The organism is Staphylococcus lugdunensis, from assembly GCF_001558775.1.
GTDB classification, from domain to species: Bacteria; Bacillota; Bacilli; order Staphylococcales; family Staphylococcaceae; genus Staphylococcus; species Staphylococcus lugdunensis.
Map to the genome: position 1 here is coordinate 918,874 of NZ_CP014022.1, position 19,352 is coordinate 938,225.

The following is a 19,352-nucleotide window of genomic DNA, read 5'->3' on the forward strand; positions in this document are numbered from 1 at the left end:
CTTTATTTATTAGAATTTTTCTATAAGATTTTTGTTTTTACGTTGAACATGTGGCATATCAACTGATAAGTCTGTAAGATATAGCAATCCTGCAATGGCTTCATCACCAGCGATACCAAAGATTTTACGTACTTTAGGTTCAAAAATATAAGGTGGTGTTTTCCAACAAGTGCCAATTCCTGCTTCATGTAATAATAACATTAAGTTTTGAGCATAAGCACCCAAAGCAAAGAAATTCTCTCTATTTTGACGTTGGCGTGGATCTGTTTTCACAACCAATACCAATATACCGCCTAAACGCGTTACCGTTTGATAATGATCTTGCTGTTTATCCACACTATCTGGGAATGCATAAGGCGTGATTGCTTCACTCATATCCCCTAGTCTATCCTTTGTAATGTGAATCATGCGCCAAGGTTCTCGCATGCCATGGTTTGGTGCATCTGCTGCTTGTTCAATCGCTTGATATAATGCTTTATCGTCGATTTCGACATCATGTTTAAATTTCTTAATACTTCTTCTATTTGCAATCGCTTCTTGTAATTCCACGACGTATCTCTCCCTTTTTCGTTGATAACTATTATCAATTATATGCGAGTTTATGAGATTATTCAATTATCGTATTTTTGATAGAAATTGATGATGTCATGTAATTGCGTAACTTGTATTTGACCAGGCGCTTTAGGTGTGTCAATACAGCCATAAGACATTGTACCTCCAAATAGCCCCTGAGCCGTACGGGAAATCACACCAAGTGATGACATCGAAATACCAATGACCTGTTGATCAACTGATTGCGCTGTAATCGACAATACATCTAATAATCTTAGTACATCACTTTGATTTTCAGGCATCACTGCTAATTTCAAATAGTCAGCTGGAAATTGACTCATTTTATAAAAGATAAAATGTAATGCTTCACTCTCCGGTGTATGTTGAAAATTATGATGTGATAAGATAACCGCTTTATGTTGTGCTTTCAAATGTGATATACATTGATGATAAATATCAAATGGTAAATGATTATGCCATTCCACATCGACCATATCAATGCCTTGAACTTTAGCCAATCGTTTTAGTAACGCGAGATAATTTTGCTCATCTAAAACCCCTTGACCCCCTTGTGATTCTGTACGATACGTCACTAAGATTTGAGGTTTGAAAGACAATGTTGCCAGTTGTTCCAAATTATCTTGTAGTAAACGATCTATATCCGTCTGCCATTGATCAATTCTAAGCTCTATAATATCAATAGCATGATGATCACGTTCTATCTTTGCTAATAACGTGTGATCTAAACGGCCTTTAGGTGCAATCGTTGCTGCTATGTTTACTTTAGTCATGGTGATCCCTCACTTTTAAATTCGCTTATTAATTATATTTTAAGTGACAACGACTAACTATGACAAATGTTGGTGTTCGATGATTGAAACAAATTGCAGTGGGTATAGCATGAGTACAAACATTTTTAGGAGGTCTTTATTCATGGCAGTACAATATGAAACAAAAGCAACAAACGTTGGTGGCCGTAAAGGACACGTTCAAACAGACGATAAAGCGATAAATGTAGATGTATTACCACCTCAACAAGCTGATGGGAATGCGACAAATCCAGAACAATTATTTGCTGCTGGATACGCCTCATGCTTTAATGGTGCATTTGATTTAATTTTAAAACAAAATAAAGTAAGAGATGCACAACCAGAAGTTACATTAACGGTGCGCTTAGAGGATGATTCAGAGTCAGAAAGTCCGAAATTATCTGTAGACATCCATGCAAAAGTTAAAAATGTATTATCTCAAGAAGATGCGGAAAAATATTTACAAGATGCTCACGAATTTTGCCCTTATTCAAAAGCAACACGAGGTAATATCGATGTTGATTTAAGTGTCGAAGTAGTTGACTAATGATAGTTAACTCATATCATCTAAAAATAAATTTTATGTCTTTTTTATGACGGAATTGATCAGTCAGCAATGACTGCGATTCCGTCTTTTCACTTCATCAAATCTCTACGCTCTCATGCGTTTTCCTTAGATTTTAACCCCATACAAATACGCCACATTTTTTACAAAATACCATTGTAATAATACCTTTTTTAAAAAAGAATGAAATAAATATATAAATTTCAAACCTTAGCATATTGCATTGTTAGTTTATTTATTTTATTATCATCTTAATACAAGACTTTATTTTTTATTAATGGAGGACGCTATGAGTGATATTAGAATATTGACGTTGGATGACTTAGCACAATATAAAGCGTTATTAGAAACCGGAGACCATGCCTTTAATTGGGATAAAATTTATTTAACTCATATCACTGAAGAAAATTTAAATCTACTATTATCTCCAGATATGACTTATGCTTATATCTTTGGGATGTTTGATCAAAATGAACTTGTAGCGGCAGCCACATATTATCAAATTCAGTTTGTCGGTAGAGAGCATAAAGCAAACTTTGAAGACCTGTTTGTTAAAGAAAATAACCATGATTACAGCAAAGCTTTGATTCGTCATATCTTGCAATATGCCGAAGATCATCAAATTGAAAAAGTTATGACGTCTATTATTTCTAATAACATAAGTGATAAGATTATGTATAGCTCCATAGGATTTGAGACTTTAGGCTATGAAGAAGATGCCTATAAAATTAACGATGAATATCAAGATGTTCATTGGCTTATTTACCATACTAAACGTGCAAAACAAAAGAATGATTAAAAATGTTTAAAATAAAGCTGCTCTAGCGATTTGCTAGTGCAGCTTTAAACTGTCAACAAGTTCCCCTACTTTATTAGCAGTAGCTGACAAGGACTGAAAATACGCTTATATCAAGCTTGTTTCAATCCTAGTCAATCTTGCTAAGGCGAGAATACAAATTCAAAATAAATTCTGTCCCACTTTCTAATTTCTCTAGTAATAATACCTCAACATATTGTTAATTTTTCAATTATCATTAATAGGATTTATCACTTCAATAAACTTAAATGCGCCATCTTTATATGAAAATTTTAAGATATGGCAATTTCCCGCTTCGAAAAACTGCTCGCGTTCAACCCAATAATCTAAAAAGACCCCAATTGTGCTCCCATGACTCACTGCTAATGTACATCCTTGGCTATCATGTTCCATCACCTGTGTTAATGTCTCTATCATACGCGTCTGTACTGCTTGTCTTGCCTCACCACCAAACGGTACAACATAATCTCCATATAGTACACCTGGCTGTTTAATTTTGCGTAGTAATTGAATACTCTCCCCTTCAAATAAACCAAATGACCATTCTTTTAACCCTTTAAGTCGCGTATATGGTTGCCCAGGAATTGCATGTTCTAATGTATCCGATGCACGTTCTTGTGTAGATGACACTGCGCTATCAAATTTAATTTGATGTTGCGTGAAATAATGACCCGCTGCTTGTGCTTGTTGTACACCTAAGTCAGTTAATGGCGAATCGCTTGAACCTTGGATTCTTCCTTTTAAATTAAATAATGTTTGTCCATGTCGCATTAAATATAATATTTTTTCCATAAAAACACTCCTAACCCTGCAACATATGATGTAATAAAAACCGTCACATCAACGTAACGGTTTAGGTCTATAGTTCTATTTTATCACGATTCCACATGTATCATTAATTATCTTAGCACTTTATTATCATTGCATCTTGCTTACTATCACAATAAAAATGACTAGGTTGTGTTTGACTTAAATATATACGGGTATAACTTAACATTGGATTTACAATTTCTAAGGAGTGTTTGTGATGACTACTAAAAGTGAATACAAGTATGTTAATCCTAATAATCTCTCATTAGAATGGGAATGTTTAATTGTTAGCAAGAGTGACATGGTGCTTGACGGTGTACCACATGAACTCATTAGCAGTTGGATTGATAATGAAATCATCCAACCATATTCCATTAAAGGGAATGAAATTAACTTTAAAACACGGGATGTATGGCAAGCTTTACATGAACAGAATTGGTACTACACACAATCAAACTAATTTATACAAGCTAATGGCTCTATTAGTGCTTTCAATCAGTTGCTGATTGGCATATTTTGATATCACATATTCGCGAATAATTTTGTTATTTTTTTCATCTTTTGGGAATTCGCAATCATTCAAAATATAGTTTGCTAAATAGCCTAATGGCGTATCATCATTACTAAAATCGATGATAAAGTCATAAAATGTCATCGTTATACCTCCCCTTAATTTCTTTTGATTATTAGGTTTATTAAAACTTACTTTCTTATTTTATTATATCTTAGCAGATTACTAAAGATTATGCATGTTATTTTCATACAATTTTAATAGTGTTGTGCGCTTATATCATTGTTCTTAGTAAAGGTGAAAATAATTTCACATCATCAATGGCTTTACTAATCCACATATATCGACATTAATCACCTTTAAAAGTATATTTTTTCACAAAATTAATTATATTTTGATAAATGTGTCTAAATTGTGAAATAAAATATTTCATTGCAATTGCTATGATAGAACGACTATATTTTCAAGAGTGATTCTTTCCATCATTAGTTTAGCTTTGGCTTTTATACATCTTTCTATTAAGTGTTATAATGAATTAAAATTAATCATAGAATAATGTATAAAGTTAATTGTCTATAGGAGGTGGCTAAGATGAGCACACATTTAACAATTTTATTATGGTTAGGCATCATTTTTGTCGTTGCTGCATCTTTGATACTATTTAAATTGCTTCGAACAAAAGCTGGTTCAAAAAAAGAATCATATCTTGGCTTTACAGTGGTGTTCTATATATTTGGTATTGCACTTCTCATATATGTTTTAATATTTGGCGTATTATAGAAGCTCTATTGTATGAACAAAACAAACTGGGACATCATTCCCAAAATAATAGCACAAAGATGGTTTAAAATAAGTCATCTTTGTGCTTCTTTATATATTTAAGCTCACTTGTTTAGAAGACAGCTTCAACCACCCCAGCTTGTTTTGTTAAAAAACTATTTTAGCCAGTTATTCTGTGCTTGGGGGCCCGTCGATTGTTTGCTATAATTGGGTAAACTATTAGATAGATAGAAGGTGTTTGTTGAGTTGGTTTTAAGAAGATTAAATATATTTATTATTGTTGGTGTTATTTTGTTTTTTGTCAGCTTAATACCAGCTACTGAGACTCAAAACACTCGTATACACAATAAAGATTTCAAGCTGCAGCCAGGCGATATTATTTTAACAAAAGGTCCTGTTTTATTCGGCTTTTTTGGACATTCAAGTATTGCCATAGACCATGATACTGTACTCCAGATTGAAGGACCTGGTGACAAACCAATTGTGGAATCTTTTGAATCATTTAAACATCGGTTTGGCGACGGAAAAAATGACTGGATAAAGGTTTATCGTAGTGTTAAACCAGGCGCTGGTATCAAAGCAGCACAATGGGCAAAAGCGCATTACAAAGACAGCGATAAAACCTATCTCGTAACATTAAACTTGAAGAGTGAAAATTATACATATTGTACCAAAATTATCTATCAAGCTTATAAATATGGTGTTAGTGACAATGCAATTAATGACCAAGGCTTAAAAATTATTTCCCCTTATGCACTTGTAGACAATTTTTCCAAAGACTATCGCTTGAAACTCGTTTATGATTATTAAAAAATATAAAGGCATATTTTTAGTGATATAATGGCGATACATTAAAGCTAGTTTGCAGTATTCATATGCTTTACATAATCATATACATTAAATTAACGTTCAAGATATCACTCCTATATTACCCGTATATATCTTGTATTTAAGTTCTTTTTCTTTTAATATATATTTACATTTTACATATAAAACAGCCGAAAAATGGATGAAAAAAGCTGGGTATAATCGTATTTTCAATCCAGTCAACTACTGCCAATATATATCGTTCATAGCCTAAAATATAATGATGTGCCAAACTGTCTCTGTTGGGCCCACCCCAACTTGCTGTGCTTGACGAAATGCGCTTCGCATTTCTCTCTGTTGGGGCCCCACCCCAACTTGCGTTGTTCGTTGAAATGCTTGGCGCATTCCTTTTTGTTGGGGCCCCTATTCTAGTTTGTATAGGTTGATGTGGGTGTTTTTTGTGTCTTTTAGGTCGATATAGGTGATGGATGTGAATGGTATGATTCGTGTGGTTTGGGGCATGGGATAGATGATGACTTCGTTTTGGTAGTCGATGTTTATGTCGTTTTCTAGGGTGATTCTTTTGGCTCCTACGACAATAGTAATGGGGTGAAAATCTTCGTTTTGGAAGTATTTTCTTAATAGATCTTTATTCATAATCATCACGTCCTTCACTTATTTTCTATCCTTTTTTTGTAAAGTTTAGATGAATTTTATGTATTATATGCGTTAATCTTTAAATTTATTTAATTTTTTTAGCATTTATAATGCTTTAAAGCCGCAAATGCTTTATATTTAAATTGTTTTCAATTATACTTTCTAAAGTTTAAGTTTTATATTATTTTTTACTAAAAGGAGTTTTTATGCAACGACACTGGAATAAAAAATATTATTATGCCTTGGTTATTGGCCTTATTGTAACAATTATCGCCCTTTTTAGTGCGATTTATTTTACGCGTCAAAATGCCGTTAACCAAACCTCAGATACCTACAAAGATTTTAATGACTTAAAGCATCACACGACACAAAACAAAGACTGGAAAATTAGCACTAAGCATGTGAAAAACGATAATATTTTAATCACTGCCATACATGGTGGTGGGATTGAACCTGGATCGACTGAAATTGCTCGCCGCATTGCTAATATAGGGAAGTATGATTTTTATAGTTTTCAAGGATTATTACCTGCAGATAATCAACGTTTACATATTACTTCAACCAATTATGATGAACCTCAATTAATGAATATGCTAGCAGCTACAAAAGAAACGATATCGGTTCATGGCTTTAATGGTGAAGATCCATTTATTTACATCGGTGGAAAAGACAAATATATGGCCAAAGCGATTCGCACTGAACTGCGCAAAGCTGGCTTTACTATTAAGTCTAGCCCTAAAGGAATTGAAGCAATGTCGGAAGATAATTTTGTTAATCAAAATGGCACTGATTCAGGTGTGCAATTGGAGTTAACTACGAAACAACGTCAACTCTTTTTTAAAGACTTGAAACTAGATAAAACAACACGTAATAACAGTGATAATTACACGCATACTTTTTATAAATTTGCGAAAGCTGTTCATAAAGGGATAGAAAAAGCAAAATAAGACATTTTTATTACAATATGCCGTTCAAAACATTTCCTGACTATATAGAGGGTATTTATAGGTATATGATGTTTTTTAGGAGGCATATTTATGGATGAATTAACGCAAGAACAAAAATATACCATTGCAAAGTTTTACAAACTTTACATGGAACGCTCAAATGCTGGTCAACCTGAGGATAAAGCAAACGACTTTAAAGATTCTGCATCAGCACAAGACACCTATTTTTGTGATAGAGATTATCATGATTTTGTTGAAAATTGTAAGGTGCTCATTAATAATGGTTATATTAATGGTGATGTGTCAGGGGATCGCATCAATCATATAAGTGTAACGACTAAAACTTTTGTAGAATTTGAACAAAGTTTTAGTTAATATATAGAACTATACGATAATGAAAAAGGTGATAACATGCCAGCATGGGATATTCATATTCAATCTAAACGCAACATCGCTGTTCAAGAATTTGAACAAAGCCTTTCAGTTATAGAGCCAATTGATGATAGTAGTTTTCAAATATTAGCAGAAATTGACTTGAAAGGTGAAACGCCCACTACATATCTTTTCGATGATACGTTGGTGATTGATATACAATCAGAAACTACAGAAATAAAAATCTTTGATAAATAGTAATCATATGTTTTGCGAGGCGCATAAACTTACCTCGTAATATTTTTATTGTTATAGTATATTTATTATACTAAATATACTATTGAAAGGGTGATTTTTTGAAATTTGGCCTTCTTCTAATTCGTATCATGTTAGGCATTACATTCACTATTCACGGTGCTCAAAAAGCAATCGGTGGTTTTCACGAGCCTATGACAATGATGTCTAATATGGGCTTCCCTGCATTTGTCGGCATTTTATTAGGCCTCTTTGAACTTGTTGGTGGTATCATGATGATTGTCGGTCTATTAACTAATTACATCGCTATTGGCTTCATAGTCATTATGCTTGGTGCACTGTTCACGGTTCACTTACCGCAAGGCTATATGGCTTCAGAACTCCCTCTTTTATTATTAGTTATGAGTATAGCTATATCCGTTAGCTATCAATGGAAAAAATTATTTCAACCATATTAATATTTATAACTTGCGCCTCACTGCATCATAATATGCTGTGTGGCGTGCTTTTTGTTTTAACTTCTTTACTATTTTTATATAACACTATTCTGCTTACTTTATACATAAAAAGTCATATGTTGTTTGTCATCTTTATAATAAGCTAGACGATCTTGCAACGTGCCAGTATGAAGTTCTAATTTATGACCATCTGGATCTGTAAAGTAAATTGATTTTTTATCTTTAAGATGTCTTAGTCGTCCATTTAAAATAGGTACTTCATGCTTTTCAAGCCAATCATACCAAGCATCAAAATCTTTATTTTCAATAGAAAAGGCAATATGTGTATAGGAATATTGAATCTCGTTTCTTGGTATATTTTGTTCTTCATTCAAAGCAATCCACAATCCTCCAATATTAAAATAAGCTGTAGTTCGTCCTTGTACTAATAAATCACCTTGAAGAATACGTTCATAAAAGTCTATAGATGTCGCTAAATCAGCTACAGAAAAACAAATATGGTTAATGGCTTGTATCATTATATCTCTCCTTTATTTTTTCTATATTAATCTGTCATAAGCGTCTTAGAGCTACCGATAAAATAAAGTCATAGGTTTCTTGCTCTGAACACATACGATTTTCTCCTTTGTATAGCTCATTCCTTAATTAAAGACACATTCGATTACTTGCATTCCCTATTTTATTGGGATAATTATGTCACCACTATTTCAAAATTTTCAACTAGCTTAGTTTTGTTCTTTTATATAAAATTTCACCCTTAACATTAAAGTATAACGCTAGGGTAATGCGTCTGGGACATCATAATGTATTTAGGCTATGAACGATATATTGGCAATCGTTGACTGGATTGAAAATACGCTTATACCAAGCTTTTTTCAATCCTAGTCAACCTTGCCGAGGCGGTACTACGAATTCATAATGAAAGCTGTCCCGCTCCCAATACACATTAATGGCCTTTATGTTTTTCTTTTGCTTTAATTCTTTTGACTCTTCTTTTATAGGCTTTTTCAGCTTCTTTATCTGCTTTGTAACGTTGTTTACGGCGCTTTTTCTTCCGTTGTTGTTCTTCTTTTAATGCCATTTGTGCTTTTGTTAAATCTTTAGGCTGTTTTTGTTCTTTAGCCACACGACGTTGTAATCGTTTAGGATTAAGGTGTTTCTTTGGCGGTTTGCTATTTATTTCAACCTCCGCATCATCTAAACAAGCTAATAAATGATTGGTAATAAATTGCAATACTACTTCGTCATCTGGCTCTACACCGAACGTGTATTTTACAAATTTCACCTTTTGACCTTTACGGTATTCAACCAAACCTATAAAAAACTGACCATCATGTAATATAGATAGCTCCATGCTACCCCTCCTCTAATTTTTAGCAATTAGAAATGATGGACGACCTGAGGAGGAAGGTTACTGACAAAGCTAAACTTTGCATTGGGACTACCAACCCAATTGTGTTTTTACATTTCTGGTTACAATATAACGTAACTTAGGGTGTTAATAAAGAGTAGAATAATGATTCATGCATCACTTAATCCAAAATATCGCTTTATATTGCTTAAACATTTTACTATACTTATAACGTATTACTGTCAAAAAACGAAACTTCTTAGGAGTGAAACATGTGAATATTATTGTCTATTGTGGTGCGAGTGAAGGCCACAACGGTATTTATAAAGAAGGCGCAATTCAGCTAGGTCAATGGATTGCTGAACAAAACCATACGCTTATTTTTGGCGGTGGCAATGCAGGTTTAATGGGAGCGATTGCAAATAGCGTCATACAACATGGTGGTAAAACAATTGGTGTCATGCCCACATTTCTGCAACAAAGAGAATTAGCCCATAATGGCTTAGATGAATTAATCATTGTTAATTCAATGTCTGAACGTAAAGAAAAAATCTTATCTCTTGGTGATGTATGCATTGCACTTCCTGGAGGTCCGGGAACACTTGAAGAGATTTCCGAAGTTGTGTCATGGTCAAGAATTGGACAAAACCAAAACCCTTGTATTTTTTATAACATTAATAATTACTACGACCATATTCAACACTTTTACGATCATATGGTTACTGAAGGCTTCTTGAGTCAAACAGATCGCCAACATATGCTATTCTCAGATAATATTAATGAAATGGAACAATTTATTCAATGTTATCAAGCGCCAGAAATTAGAACTTATAAATGAAATAATTAAGCCGTATGAAAATCAAGATACCTTGAAATATCATACGGCTATAATCATCTTAGTGGTGTTGAAATGAATTCTATTTATTTGTGCTAGGACCACCATAGATTTTGCTATTTCTAAATTACTTCGTACTTTTATTAATGCTATGATTCACGAAATAACTGTGGATATTTATGCTTTAGCTGCTTCAAAAGTTGTTTCATTGTGGCATTGTTTACTTCTTTAAATTGTATATTCGGACTAAGATTGGGATCTTTGTCATTATGATCTTTCGGCGCAAAGCCACTAGATAACCTCGTATCATCTTGTTTCTGAAATTGATATTTATATACTTTACCATTATCTGCGATTAAATATTTGGTTATGGGATATGACATATCTGCAACATTTGCATAACCCTCTACATTAGATAAGTTTTGGGCACGAGAATCTATTCCAGTTTGCTTATGTGCTGATTTATACGTTACAAACCCTGCAAGCGTATGGAGTTTAAATGCCTTGGGTCCGGGTTTGTTTTGATTGCTCACTTGTAGCTGACCATCTGCGGTTAAGGCGTACCAATCACCAGTCGATATCTCTCCACTACCAAAATAGCGATTGGTAACGGCCCGCTTATGCTGTTCACCTTGTTTATTCGCCCACTTAAGCACATCTTTTTTTAACTGTTGTCGCTCTTTATCATGATGCTCAACGTGTGGTGTGCCAGAAGCTTCTGTTTGCTTATCGCCATGACTATCACATGCCGTCAATACCATGCAAACTGTTAGTAATACTGCCATGTATCTTTTGCCTGTCATCAAAGTTTAACACTCCATTCTTGCTAACCCTGTAAAAAATACAGTCACATCGTCCATTATCTCAACTTATGATTTAGTTCATAAGAATAGCTGTTTATCGTTTATTTTTATCTTTCTTAATTCCAAACTCATCTATTAATTTAATATCTCTTGGTTCACCTTTACTAATATCACCGTATAATTGATATATTTTAACTTTTAACTTATTGCCTGAAACTTCATACACTGAAAAGTTTTGTGCTGAAGAATCTCTATTGTTTGCATGTTTATTTTTAAATGCAGATGTCTTTTGTGGTTGCTTTCCTACAGCAAACAAACTGTTATAATGATCCAGTTGACGTTGCGTTAATCCTTTAAGTTCTGGTCTTACTTTTTTGATGTGTTTTAATGAACGATCATAAATATCGTCATAGGCCTTTGTACCACCTGTATTTGGTAAGACGTACACTGATCCTTTAGGATTGTCATAATATTCAACATGATCATCGCCTAATATTTGCTTGGCATCTTCTTTTCTAGCATTAACAAAACTGTTTTTAGTTGAGGTATGTCTAAGTGAATGCGTGCGTGCAAGCACGTGATCATGACCTTGCAATACCAAATCAACATCTAAATCGTCAATTTCTTTTGTCAATTCGTTGCGAACTTTTTGAATGTCTTCATCTGATAAAGCGTGATAAGATTTAGAATACATTGGTTTATGCAAGTTTAAAATAATCCAATTAGCACCTTTTTTGCGGGCTTGTTTAATATCATTTTTAATCCATGCCATTTGTTGTTTACCAATTGCTTTTTCATCTGGATTATCTTTTGACTTCTTATTGTCATTTGTATTTGCTACAACCATATGTGCACCATTATAATCAAATGAATAATAAGAACCACCATTTACCGCATTATTTGCTTTTGGCACATTGACGTGTTGATTAAATTGTCCTAATAGTTTTGGATCATCTTCATTAAACGCATGTTCATCATGATTCCCAGCTGTAGCAGCTACAGGTAAGGACATAAATGACGGTCTTGATTGATCATATAAATCTGCCCACTCATCTTCAATTTCGCTTGTCTCTACGAAGTCCCCCGTATGCAATGCAAAATTAGGATTGCCTGCCGTTTGAATTGCTTGATTTAATGTGTCAGCTCCAAATTGTGCCTCATTTCTAACATGTTCATTCCAAAACGCATTTTGTGTGTCTGTGTATTGAACAAACTTAAAGGCATCCCCTTTGTTACCTGATGTTTGAAATTGCCCAACAGTACTTTGACCACCTTGCAAACTGCCCACTTTATAGTAATATTTTGTATTTGGTTTTAAGCCCGTTGCTTTTGCTTTATATGTATATTCTGTTTGTGATGTGAACGTAGCTTCACCATGTTCATTACCACTTGTCCATTCTGGGCCATGTGCGTTTGCATCAGTATAATACCCGTTTACTTTTTCCTTGCCATTTTTATCTTTGATTACGTTGCCTTCATCATCTTTTTGTACATCTTTAAAAATAAAATGACCACTATCATCACGCTCAAGATATTTTGAGTTTACCTTCTTAGGTTTAGCATTAAATATTTGTGCATCATCAAAACGTCCAGATTCAGAAACCCAAACTTTAGCATCTTTGAACCGATCCGTTGTATACCAACTAAAGCCCATTTCTTTCTGAGTATTGCCATTAAAATTTGTCATAATTCGGTTCGGACTGTTTTTTGTAGGTATTGGTGCAACATGTGGTTTAGTCTGTGTCACTTTAATTTCATTTTGATTTGTAGCTTGATTAGGACCTTGTCCCGCACCACTTGCTTCAGCATTTCCTGGACAATACATAGTCATACTTAAGACCATAACCATACTAGCCATACCACTTATCCATTTTGATTTTTTTGTTTGCAAATACAACTGTAATTCCTCCCTAAATTAAATTGAATAACATCGCCTTACATATTTAAGATATCAAGACGACTTTAAAAGAATGTAAATCTAGCATGATTATTATATTAAAAAATTAATTAAATTATATACTATTAATATGCAGAATAATCTAATAAATATTAATTATTGTTAGGCCTTTCAGCTATTAATAAAGTATTAGCGGTTTTATGGACACAGTTCATAATAAAAAAGAGCGAGATAGCATTCATAATGAATTCGTAGTCCCGCTCCGGCAAGGTTGACTATGATTGGAAAAAGCTTGGTATCAGCGTATTTTCAATCCAGTCAACTACTGTCAATATTTAGTACATAGCTTAAAACATAATGATGTTCTAGCTTATTTATCAAATATAAATATTTTATTATCATCTTTCGTCATGTTCAGTTGGATTAAAGTCTATACTATCAGTAAAATAAATATTTTCTCCTCTTTTTTCTACAAAGGTAAATTCTATATCCTTATAACCGACAGATGAACCCTTGAAATCGCCATCACCTTTCAAGAATAACTTAGGTGCTTTATTGGTTGGAATGTGATATCTTTTTCTTAACTGTCGCACATTATTATCATCATTAGTTAATTGATATTTTGCTGAATAACTTGGCACATTGGGATTGTATGAAAAATCACCATCTCCGTAGTCATTGATATCTTTAAAATTGCCATATTGTACAAAAAATTTAAAGTTTTCTATTTCTTCTTTTAACTTTTTATCATTTATTGGTTTTGTTGGAATAATTTTGTTGTGCTCCATTTTTACTGGATATCTCTTTTCTTTACTCTTTGGTCTTCCTTTTTTATCTTCACTTATTTCATCTATTTCAAAGTATCCATTTGTTGTTCTAGTATTCCTATTTATATATAAAATCATACCTCTTGACTTCAAATTATCTCCTTTTGTTTGAATATTCATTTCAGAGCTAATAATCCACGTTCCTTTATCGTTCTTATCAAATTCTTGATCTCGGAAGCCCTCTTTATCATAAAAGTCTTCAAGGTTTTTAGTCGGATAAATGCTTAACATTTTATTAAAACTACGTTTAATTTGAGCTTCTCTATTATTATCTTTGTTGTTCATGCCACACCCGCCAATAAAAGCATTAAAACGACAAAGCATATCAGTAACTTCTTTGAATGCAACATGTCTTCACATCCCTTATACTTCCATAGATGTCTACTATATTTATTTTTTATTTTATATTATCAAAATACATAGATGCGAACAACTAAATATTTATATTATAAAATCAGAAGACGTCACTGACATCTTTTTTTATTTATAAAGAAAATTAAAAAAAGAGCTACAACACATGAGTGCTGTAACTCTTAATCCAATATAAATATTTTATTGCTTTTTATTATCATCCAAAACATCTTCATTAATAATTAGAAAGGCCAACACACCGAGAGACACCCACTTTTTAAACTTGTAATTGTTAGTTTTATACTTTTATATCCTGAATCTTTCTTAAATGGTAACTTAACTTTTTTAATTCTAACATCGCACGTCTGACCCAATCACCTTGAGCTACATTTTTAAAATCTCTACTAAAAGCATGACAATGACTAACCATTTGATCTATCAATATTTTTTCATCATTTTTTAACTTATTTTTATTATCAAGATGAATCTTATCATGTTCTGGGGCTATTACATTTATAATTTGTTGTAGTTCTCTTTCTTTTTTTATCTCATCTATTAAATAAGAATCTATGATAGGATTTGGCATTAACATAGATTACGCCTCCCCTCTTATTTTCTCTAATTGTCTTATATATGCTCTTTTAAGCTCGTCTTTATCATCTTCTAATTTCATCTCTTCACTTCTAATACGATAATTTATTTCATGATCAAATTCTTCTATTAGACTTATCATTTTAGCATTAGCTTCCTCGCTATAATTCATTTTATTTTTTAAATATATGAATCGATCATAATTTTGTTCACTTTCTCTAAGCGATTGATATCTTAATTCGTTAAGAAATTCTAGTTGCTTATCGATATGCTCTCTCTCTATAACATATGCGTCTTCAAGATTATCTACATTTTGATATGCTGAAAACATCATATAATACCACTTATTTGATTCGCTAGAATTTGATCATTAGCAACAATTTCACGGATACTCTTTTTTATCTTTGCTATGTAATCATTATAATCTCTAGAGACATCTTTTAATTGCTTTAATTTGTTAGAAATTTTTCTTTTAGGGTGTGTCTCAAGTCTATGTTCCGTTATATTTCCAGCATCTAAAGCACTTAATACTTGATGGTATGATAAATGACTACCTATTTCAACCCCTGATTTTTCCGATTCTTTCCAATTTTCACTAAATTTTCTCGACATTTCTTGATATACCTTCTCCAATCGCTGACTTTCTTCTTTAATTAATTGGCTTAATCCTTCTGCTATAGATAATGCCGTCAAGTTTTCTAACACTTTTTGTTGAGATGACGATAATATCCCACCATTCACTTGAATCCAATTCATTCTCAACAAATTAACTTTCTCTAAGCGATTTTCAGTTTTATTAATCGCTAATTTGAATATTTTATTATTCTCTTCTTGATATACTTTTAATTTTCTTAATTCTGATTTTATCATTTCTTGAGCAAATTTTTTTAAAAACCCATCAATCGAATGCCCTTCACCATTTTTAATAATCAACTTATTCCCTGCTGTTATATGTTCTAATCCTTTAACTGAATTATCTAACCAGTCTTCATCTGAAATAATCCTTAGTATATTCCCATCATAATTTCTCACTAGATCCTCTATTTCTTGGTCATTCATATCTTCTTTAAAACTAAATGGTAAATGCTTTCGTAAATTCTTTACTGTTAATGGTGCTGGATTATAAACAATAACGTTTTTAATATGATTACTTATGCCTAGAATGATTGCATCTCTCCCCCCAAGAGAGTGGCCAGTAATCGTATCTATGTCATAATATTTTTGTAAATTTTCAATAAATTGTTGTGTATTTCTATATCTTAAATCTTTATCAGTGACTGAATGTAAAGCAATATTTAAGTCTGCCCCTATATCTTTTACTGATTCAAATGCATCTACAAAATCTTGTGTAGTAAATTCAGACCTTCGCCGAAAAACACTTGATGCTGCTTTTTTTAAAACCTCATCATGAATATTTGTTCCAGTCATACCAACCGTTACTTTTCCAGTATCTTTATTTAAAAATGCTGTTGCTGTCGTACCAGTGAGTGGATCAGTATAGCTATCAATATATTTAAGATTTTTAGGAAATTTATTATATTCTTTTAATTTGTCAATTTGTTGTTTAACTTTTTGACGCTTCAAACCATTATCATTGGCATTTTCAATTTCATAACTGATTTTAGATATGGCACTTGTTTCTTCAGAGTTACTTGTTATATTCCCAGATTTTATTTGATAATCTGTTTTCATCATGTTTCATCACGCTCAGTTGGATTAAAATTAATACTATCAGTAAAATAAATATTTTCTTCCTTATTTTCGACAAAAGTAAATTCTATATCTTTATAACCGACAGATGAACCCTTGAAATCGCCATCACCTTTCAACAATAACTTAGATGCTTTATTGGTTGGAATATGATATCTTTTTCTTAACTGTCGCACATTATTATCATCATTAGTTAATTGATATTTTGCTGAATAACTTGGCACATTGGGATTGTATGAAAAATCACCATCTCCGTAGTCATTGATATCTTTAAAATTGCCATATTGTACAAAAAATTTAAAGTTTTCTATTTCCTCTTTTAACTTTTTATCATTTATTGGTTTTGTTGGAATAATTTTGTTGTGTTCCATTTTTACCGGATATCTCTTTTCTGTGCTTTGCAGTCTGCCTTTTTTATCTTCAGTTATCTCACTTAAAATATAGTTTCCAGTTGTAGTTCTTGTATTTCTATTTATGTATAAAACCATTCCTCTAGTTTTCATACTTTTTCCTTTGGGTTCGATGACCATAGTAGAGCCAATAATCCACGTTCCTTTATCGTTTTTATCAAATTCTTGGTCTCGGAAGCCCTCTTTATCATAAAAGTCTTCAAGGTTTTTAGTCGGATAAATGCTTAACATTTTATTAAAACTACGTTTAATTTGAGCTTCTCTATTATTATCTTTGTTGTTCATGCCACACCCGCCAATAAAAGCATTAAAACGACAAAGCATATCAGCAACTTCTTTGAATGCAACATGTCTTCACATCCCTTATACTTCCATCGATGTCTATTATATTTATTTTTTATTTTATATTATCAAAATATAGAGATGCGGACAACTAAATATTTATATTATAAAATCAGAAGGCGTCACTGACATCTTTTTTTATTTATAAAGAAAATTAAAAAAAGAGCTACAACACATGAGTGCTGTAACTCTTAATCCAATATAAATATTTTATTACTTTTTATTATCATCCAAAACATCTTCATTAATAATTAGAAAGGCCAACACACCGAGAGGAATTCCTAATACTGGTGTGGCAAAGATACTTGCGACAATAACATAAAAAATAAGTATACCAATATCTTTAGATGTCCACTTTTTATTTACTAAATAATCCCACATTTCTTTTATACTCATTATAAGACCACCTATATTAAATTTACTGCTTATTTATGTATAGACTATCATATAATTTCTATGATATAAATTAGATTCGTACAAAATTCTTTCTTCACTATTTATCTGTTGATTCATGATAGTCAACCTGACATGTTATTAACATATCATAGGAAACAGTAGTAGTATTAAATTATTGTTTTTTAAACGACATATGCATCAGCTATTTAGAAAATAATAAAATATCGTGCCATATTAGTCTTGAGAATCACCTTGATATTGCTTAAAATAATCTTCATTCAAATGATTGAGTTCAATATTTTCAATTTGAAGTGTGACATGTTCTAAATGATATTTATTTTTAAGTAAATCTGAGACTTTATTAATGGTCGCATATGGAGATTTAATATATTTATCACTTAAAACCACATGTGCACTAAGAGAGCTTTGGTTCGTTGTGATGCTCCACAAATGAAATTCATGTACATCAATAACACCTTCAATACGTTTCATATGATCGATAATTTCGTCTGAACTATATCCTTCTGGAACGCGCTCCATAAGCACTTTCCACGCATTTTTTATAATCTTATAGCCACCATTAAATATGATAAGTGAAATAATGATACTAATGATTGGATCGATGATTTCCCAACCTGTAAAATGAATTAATACTACAGCCACAATAACACCAAGAGAATTTAACAAATCCCCCATGAAGTGCCATAGCGCACTCTGAATATTGATATTGTCTTCTTTTTTTAAAGATCTAACTAAAATCAACGTTAAAATGATATTAACGAGAAGCCCAAGTGTAGCAATAACAACCATGACACCACTCTCGACTGGTTCTGGATGAATGATACGCATGACACCCTCATACGTAATCCCTAAAGAAATAACAATTAAAGCCAGTCCATTAAGGAAAGCAACAATAATTTCAAGTCTTAAGAAACCATAAGTATAATTTTTTGTGGGCGGTTTACTCGCAAAATAAATCGCAACCATAGATAACCCTAAAGCTAAGACATCACTCAGCATATGAAATGAATCCGAAAGTAACGCCAAAGAATTCGCATAGATACCACCCGCAAATTCAACAATCGTAAAGATGAGCGTTATAACTAATGATAACCATAATGTAAATTTAGAATGATTTTGAAACTTTCTATGTTCAACATGATGAAAATATTTTGTATTATTTGCCATTTTAAATAACCCCTATTTTACTAAATATCTTTCTTGTAAATACCCTATTTTTATTATTACATGTTTGTAAAAAAATGTAACATGAATTAGTAATATTTTTATATTTAGTAAAATAGAAAAATATACGCATAAGCGTTCACATTTTCAAAGTTCTTTTATGCAAAAGAAACAGCATGTTCTGTTCTTAACTATGGAAAAGAAGTATTTAAGATATACGTGATATTTCAGTTGGCAATTTCATGAAATAATTATTTCAACATGACTGAATTTATATAAATACATCGAAAATATAACATATCACTTATCTATCT

General features: G+C 32.1%; 26 protein-coding genes. 10 read left to right on the plus strand and 16 right to left on the minus strand.

What is annotated here, in order from left to right:
- Nucleotides 1-9: 9 nt before the first annotated feature.
- Together AL499_RS04350 and aroD are read right to left on the minus strand one after the other, a co-directional pair.
- Nucleotides 10-549, minus strand: coding sequence for a nitroreductase family protein (locus tag AL499_RS04350; RefSeq protein WP_002459659.1), 540 nt, complete (start codon nt 547-549; stop codon nt 10-12).
- Between the two features lie 62 nt (nt 550-611).
- Nucleotides 612-1,343 (minus strand): type I 3-dehydroquinate dehydratase, encoded by a 732-nt coding sequence (aroD, locus tag AL499_RS04355; RefSeq protein WP_002459660.1) that lies wholly within the window; start codon nt 1,341-1,343, stop codon nt 612-614.
- A 142-nt stretch (nt 1,344-1,485) separates the two neighbouring features.
- On the opposite strand from aroD, the gene AL499_RS04360 reads away from it, so the two are divergent.
- On the plus strand, nt 1,486-1,908 hold the full coding sequence (locus tag AL499_RS04360) for an organic hydroperoxide resistance protein (protein WP_002459661.1): 423 nt from the start codon (nt 1,486-1,488) through the stop codon (nt 1,906-1,908).
- Nucleotides 1,909-2,215: 307 nt separating this feature from the next.
- A complete protein-coding gene (locus AL499_RS04365) occupies nt 2,216-2,725 on the plus strand; it encodes a GNAT family N-acetyltransferase (RefSeq protein ID WP_002479307.1) in 510 nt (169 codons plus the stop codon).
- A gap of 225 nt (nt 2,726-2,950) precedes the next feature.
- On the opposite strand, the gene AL499_RS04370 is transcribed toward AL499_RS04365, so the two are convergent.
- The gene (locus tag AL499_RS04370; protein ID WP_002459663.1) at nt 2,951-3,535 is read right to left on the minus strand and encodes a histidine phosphatase family protein; all 585 of its coding nucleotides are present in this window, start codon (nt 3,533-3,535) and stop codon (nt 2,951-2,953) included.
- A gap of 235 nt (nt 3,536-3,770) precedes the next feature.
- Here AL499_RS04370 and AL499_RS04375 point away from each other — a divergent pair, with 235 nt between their 5' ends.
- Nucleotides 3,771-4,013: a hypothetical protein gene (locus AL499_RS04375; RefSeq protein ID WP_002459664.1), complete on the plus strand. Its 243-nt coding sequence runs from the start codon at nt 3,771-3,773 to the stop codon at nt 4,011-4,013.
- Here the strand turns inward: AL499_RS04375 and AL499_RS04380 are convergent.
- On the minus strand, nt 4,005-4,208 hold the full coding sequence (locus tag AL499_RS04380; RefSeq protein ID WP_002459665.1) for a YozE family protein: 204 nt from the start codon (nt 4,206-4,208) through the stop codon (nt 4,005-4,007). The genes AL499_RS04375 and AL499_RS04380 overlap by 9 nt on opposite strands.
- Before the next feature lie 447 nt (nt 4,209-4,655).
- Between AL499_RS04380 and tsaT the strand changes: the two genes are divergently transcribed.
- Nucleotides 4,656-4,844, plus strand: a complete 189-nt coding sequence (gene tsaT, locus AL499_RS04385; RefSeq protein WP_002459666.1) for a type II toxin-antitoxin system toxin TsaT — start codon at nt 4,656-4,658, stop codon at nt 4,842-4,844.
- A gap of 291 nt (nt 4,845-5,135) precedes the next feature.
- Nucleotides 5,136-5,654, plus strand: coding sequence for a lipoprotein N-acylation protein LnsA (gene lnsA / locus AL499_RS04390; RefSeq protein ID WP_225306496.1), 519 nt, complete (start codon nt 5,136-5,138; stop codon nt 5,652-5,654).
- A 420-nt stretch (nt 5,655-6,074) separates the two neighbouring features.
- Here the strand turns inward: lnsA and AL499_RS12280 are convergent, their stop codons facing one another.
- Nucleotides 6,075-6,308: a hypothetical protein gene (locus AL499_RS12280; RefSeq protein WP_002459669.1), complete on the minus strand. Its 234-nt coding sequence runs from the start codon at nt 6,306-6,308 to the stop codon at nt 6,075-6,077.
- A gap of 206 nt (nt 6,309-6,514) precedes the next feature.
- On the opposite strand from AL499_RS12280, the gene AL499_RS04395 reads away from it, so the two are divergent.
- From AL499_RS04395 to AL499_RS04410, 4 genes are all read left to right on the plus strand, one after another.
- The gene (locus AL499_RS04395; protein WP_002493049.1) at nt 6,515-7,255 is read left to right on the plus strand and encodes a poly-gamma-glutamate hydrolase family protein; all 741 of its coding nucleotides are present in this window, start codon (nt 6,515-6,517) and stop codon (nt 7,253-7,255) included.
- A 90-nt stretch (nt 7,256-7,345) separates the two neighbouring features.
- Complete coding sequence (locus AL499_RS04400) at nt 7,346-7,630, plus strand: hypothetical protein (RefSeq protein WP_002493027.1); 285 nt, start codon at nt 7,346-7,348, stop codon at nt 7,628-7,630.
- A gap of 36 nt (nt 7,631-7,666) precedes the next feature.
- Entirely contained in the window at nt 7,667-7,885 is a 219-nt protein-coding gene (locus AL499_RS04405) for a hypothetical protein (RefSeq protein WP_002459672.1), read from the plus strand.
- A 98-nt stretch (nt 7,886-7,983) separates the two neighbouring features.
- Complete coding sequence (locus AL499_RS04410; protein WP_002493047.1) at nt 7,984-8,340, plus strand: DoxX family protein; 357 nt, start codon at nt 7,984-7,986, stop codon at nt 8,338-8,340.
- Between the two features lie 98 nt (nt 8,341-8,438).
- Here the strand turns inward: AL499_RS04410 and fosB are convergent, their stop codons facing one another.
- Nucleotides 8,439-8,858, minus strand: a complete 420-nt coding sequence (fosB, locus tag AL499_RS04415; RefSeq protein WP_002479312.1) for a FosB/FosD family fosfomycin resistance bacillithiol transferase — start codon at nt 8,856-8,858, stop codon at nt 8,439-8,441.
- A gap of 428 nt (nt 8,859-9,286) precedes the next feature.
- Nucleotides 9,287-9,694, minus strand: coding sequence for a YjdF family protein (locus AL499_RS04420; protein WP_002479313.1), 408 nt, complete (start codon nt 9,692-9,694; stop codon nt 9,287-9,289).
- Nucleotides 9,695-9,965: 271 nt separating this feature from the next.
- On the opposite strand from AL499_RS04420, the gene AL499_RS04425 reads away from it, so the two are divergent.
- Nucleotides 9,966-10,529 (plus strand): LOG family protein, encoded by a 564-nt coding sequence (locus AL499_RS04425; protein WP_002493041.1) that lies wholly within the window; start codon nt 9,966-9,968, stop codon nt 10,527-10,529.
- Nucleotides 10,530-10,675: 146 nt separating this feature from the next.
- Here the strand turns inward: AL499_RS04425 and AL499_RS04430 are convergent, their stop codons facing one another.
- From AL499_RS04430 to AL499_RS04470, 9 genes are all read right to left on the minus strand, one after another.
- Nucleotides 10,676-11,329 (minus strand): hypothetical protein, encoded by a 654-nt coding sequence (locus AL499_RS04430; protein ID WP_002493025.1) that lies wholly within the window; start codon nt 11,327-11,329, stop codon nt 10,676-10,678.
- A 94-nt stretch (nt 11,330-11,423) separates the two neighbouring features.
- Nucleotides 11,424-13,226 carry a purple acid phosphatase family protein gene (locus AL499_RS04435; protein WP_002493043.1) on the minus strand — a complete coding sequence of 601 codons (1,803 nt, stop codon included), beginning with the start codon at nt 13,224-13,226 and terminating at the stop codon, nt 11,424-11,426.
- A gap of 398 nt (nt 13,227-13,624) precedes the next feature.
- The gene (locus AL499_RS04440) at nt 13,625-14,338 is read right to left on the minus strand and encodes a tandem-type lipoprotein (RefSeq protein ID WP_062248915.1); all 714 of its coding nucleotides are present in this window, start codon (nt 14,336-14,338) and stop codon (nt 13,625-13,627) included.
- 364 nt (nt 14,339-14,702) lie between these two features.
- Nucleotides 14,703-14,996 carry a hypothetical protein gene (locus tag AL499_RS04445; protein WP_002492129.1) on the minus strand — a complete coding sequence of 98 codons (294 nt, stop codon included), beginning with the start codon at nt 14,994-14,996 and terminating at the stop codon, nt 14,703-14,705.
- 3 nt (nt 14,997-14,999) lie between these two features.
- On the minus strand, nt 15,000-15,326 hold the full coding sequence (locus AL499_RS04450; protein ID WP_002492130.1) for a hypothetical protein: 327 nt from the start codon (nt 15,324-15,326) through the stop codon (nt 15,000-15,002).
- Nucleotides 15,326-16,690 carry a hypothetical protein gene (locus tag AL499_RS04455; RefSeq protein ID WP_002492132.1) on the minus strand — a complete coding sequence of 455 codons (1,365 nt, stop codon included), beginning with the start codon at nt 16,688-16,690 and terminating at the stop codon, nt 15,326-15,328. The genes AL499_RS04450 and AL499_RS04455 overlap by 1 nt, the downstream gene beginning before the upstream one ends.
- On the minus strand, nt 16,687-17,400 hold the full coding sequence (locus tag AL499_RS04460; RefSeq protein ID WP_062248918.1) for a tandem-type lipoprotein: 714 nt from the start codon (nt 17,398-17,400) through the stop codon (nt 16,687-16,689). Before AL499_RS04460 ends, AL499_RS04455 begins: the two co-directional genes overlap by 4 nt.
- A 270-nt stretch (nt 17,401-17,670) precedes the next feature.
- Nucleotides 17,671-17,853 carry a VraH family peptide resistance protein gene (locus tag AL499_RS04465; protein ID WP_002492763.1) on the minus strand — a complete coding sequence of 61 codons (183 nt, stop codon included), beginning with the start codon at nt 17,851-17,853 and terminating at the stop codon, nt 17,671-17,673.
- A gap of 234 nt (nt 17,854-18,087) precedes the next feature.
- Nucleotides 18,088-19,041: a cation diffusion facilitator family transporter gene (locus tag AL499_RS04470; protein ID WP_002492765.1), complete on the minus strand. Its 954-nt coding sequence runs from the start codon at nt 19,039-19,041 to the stop codon at nt 18,088-18,090.
- Nucleotides 19,042-19,352 lie beyond the last annotated feature (311 nt).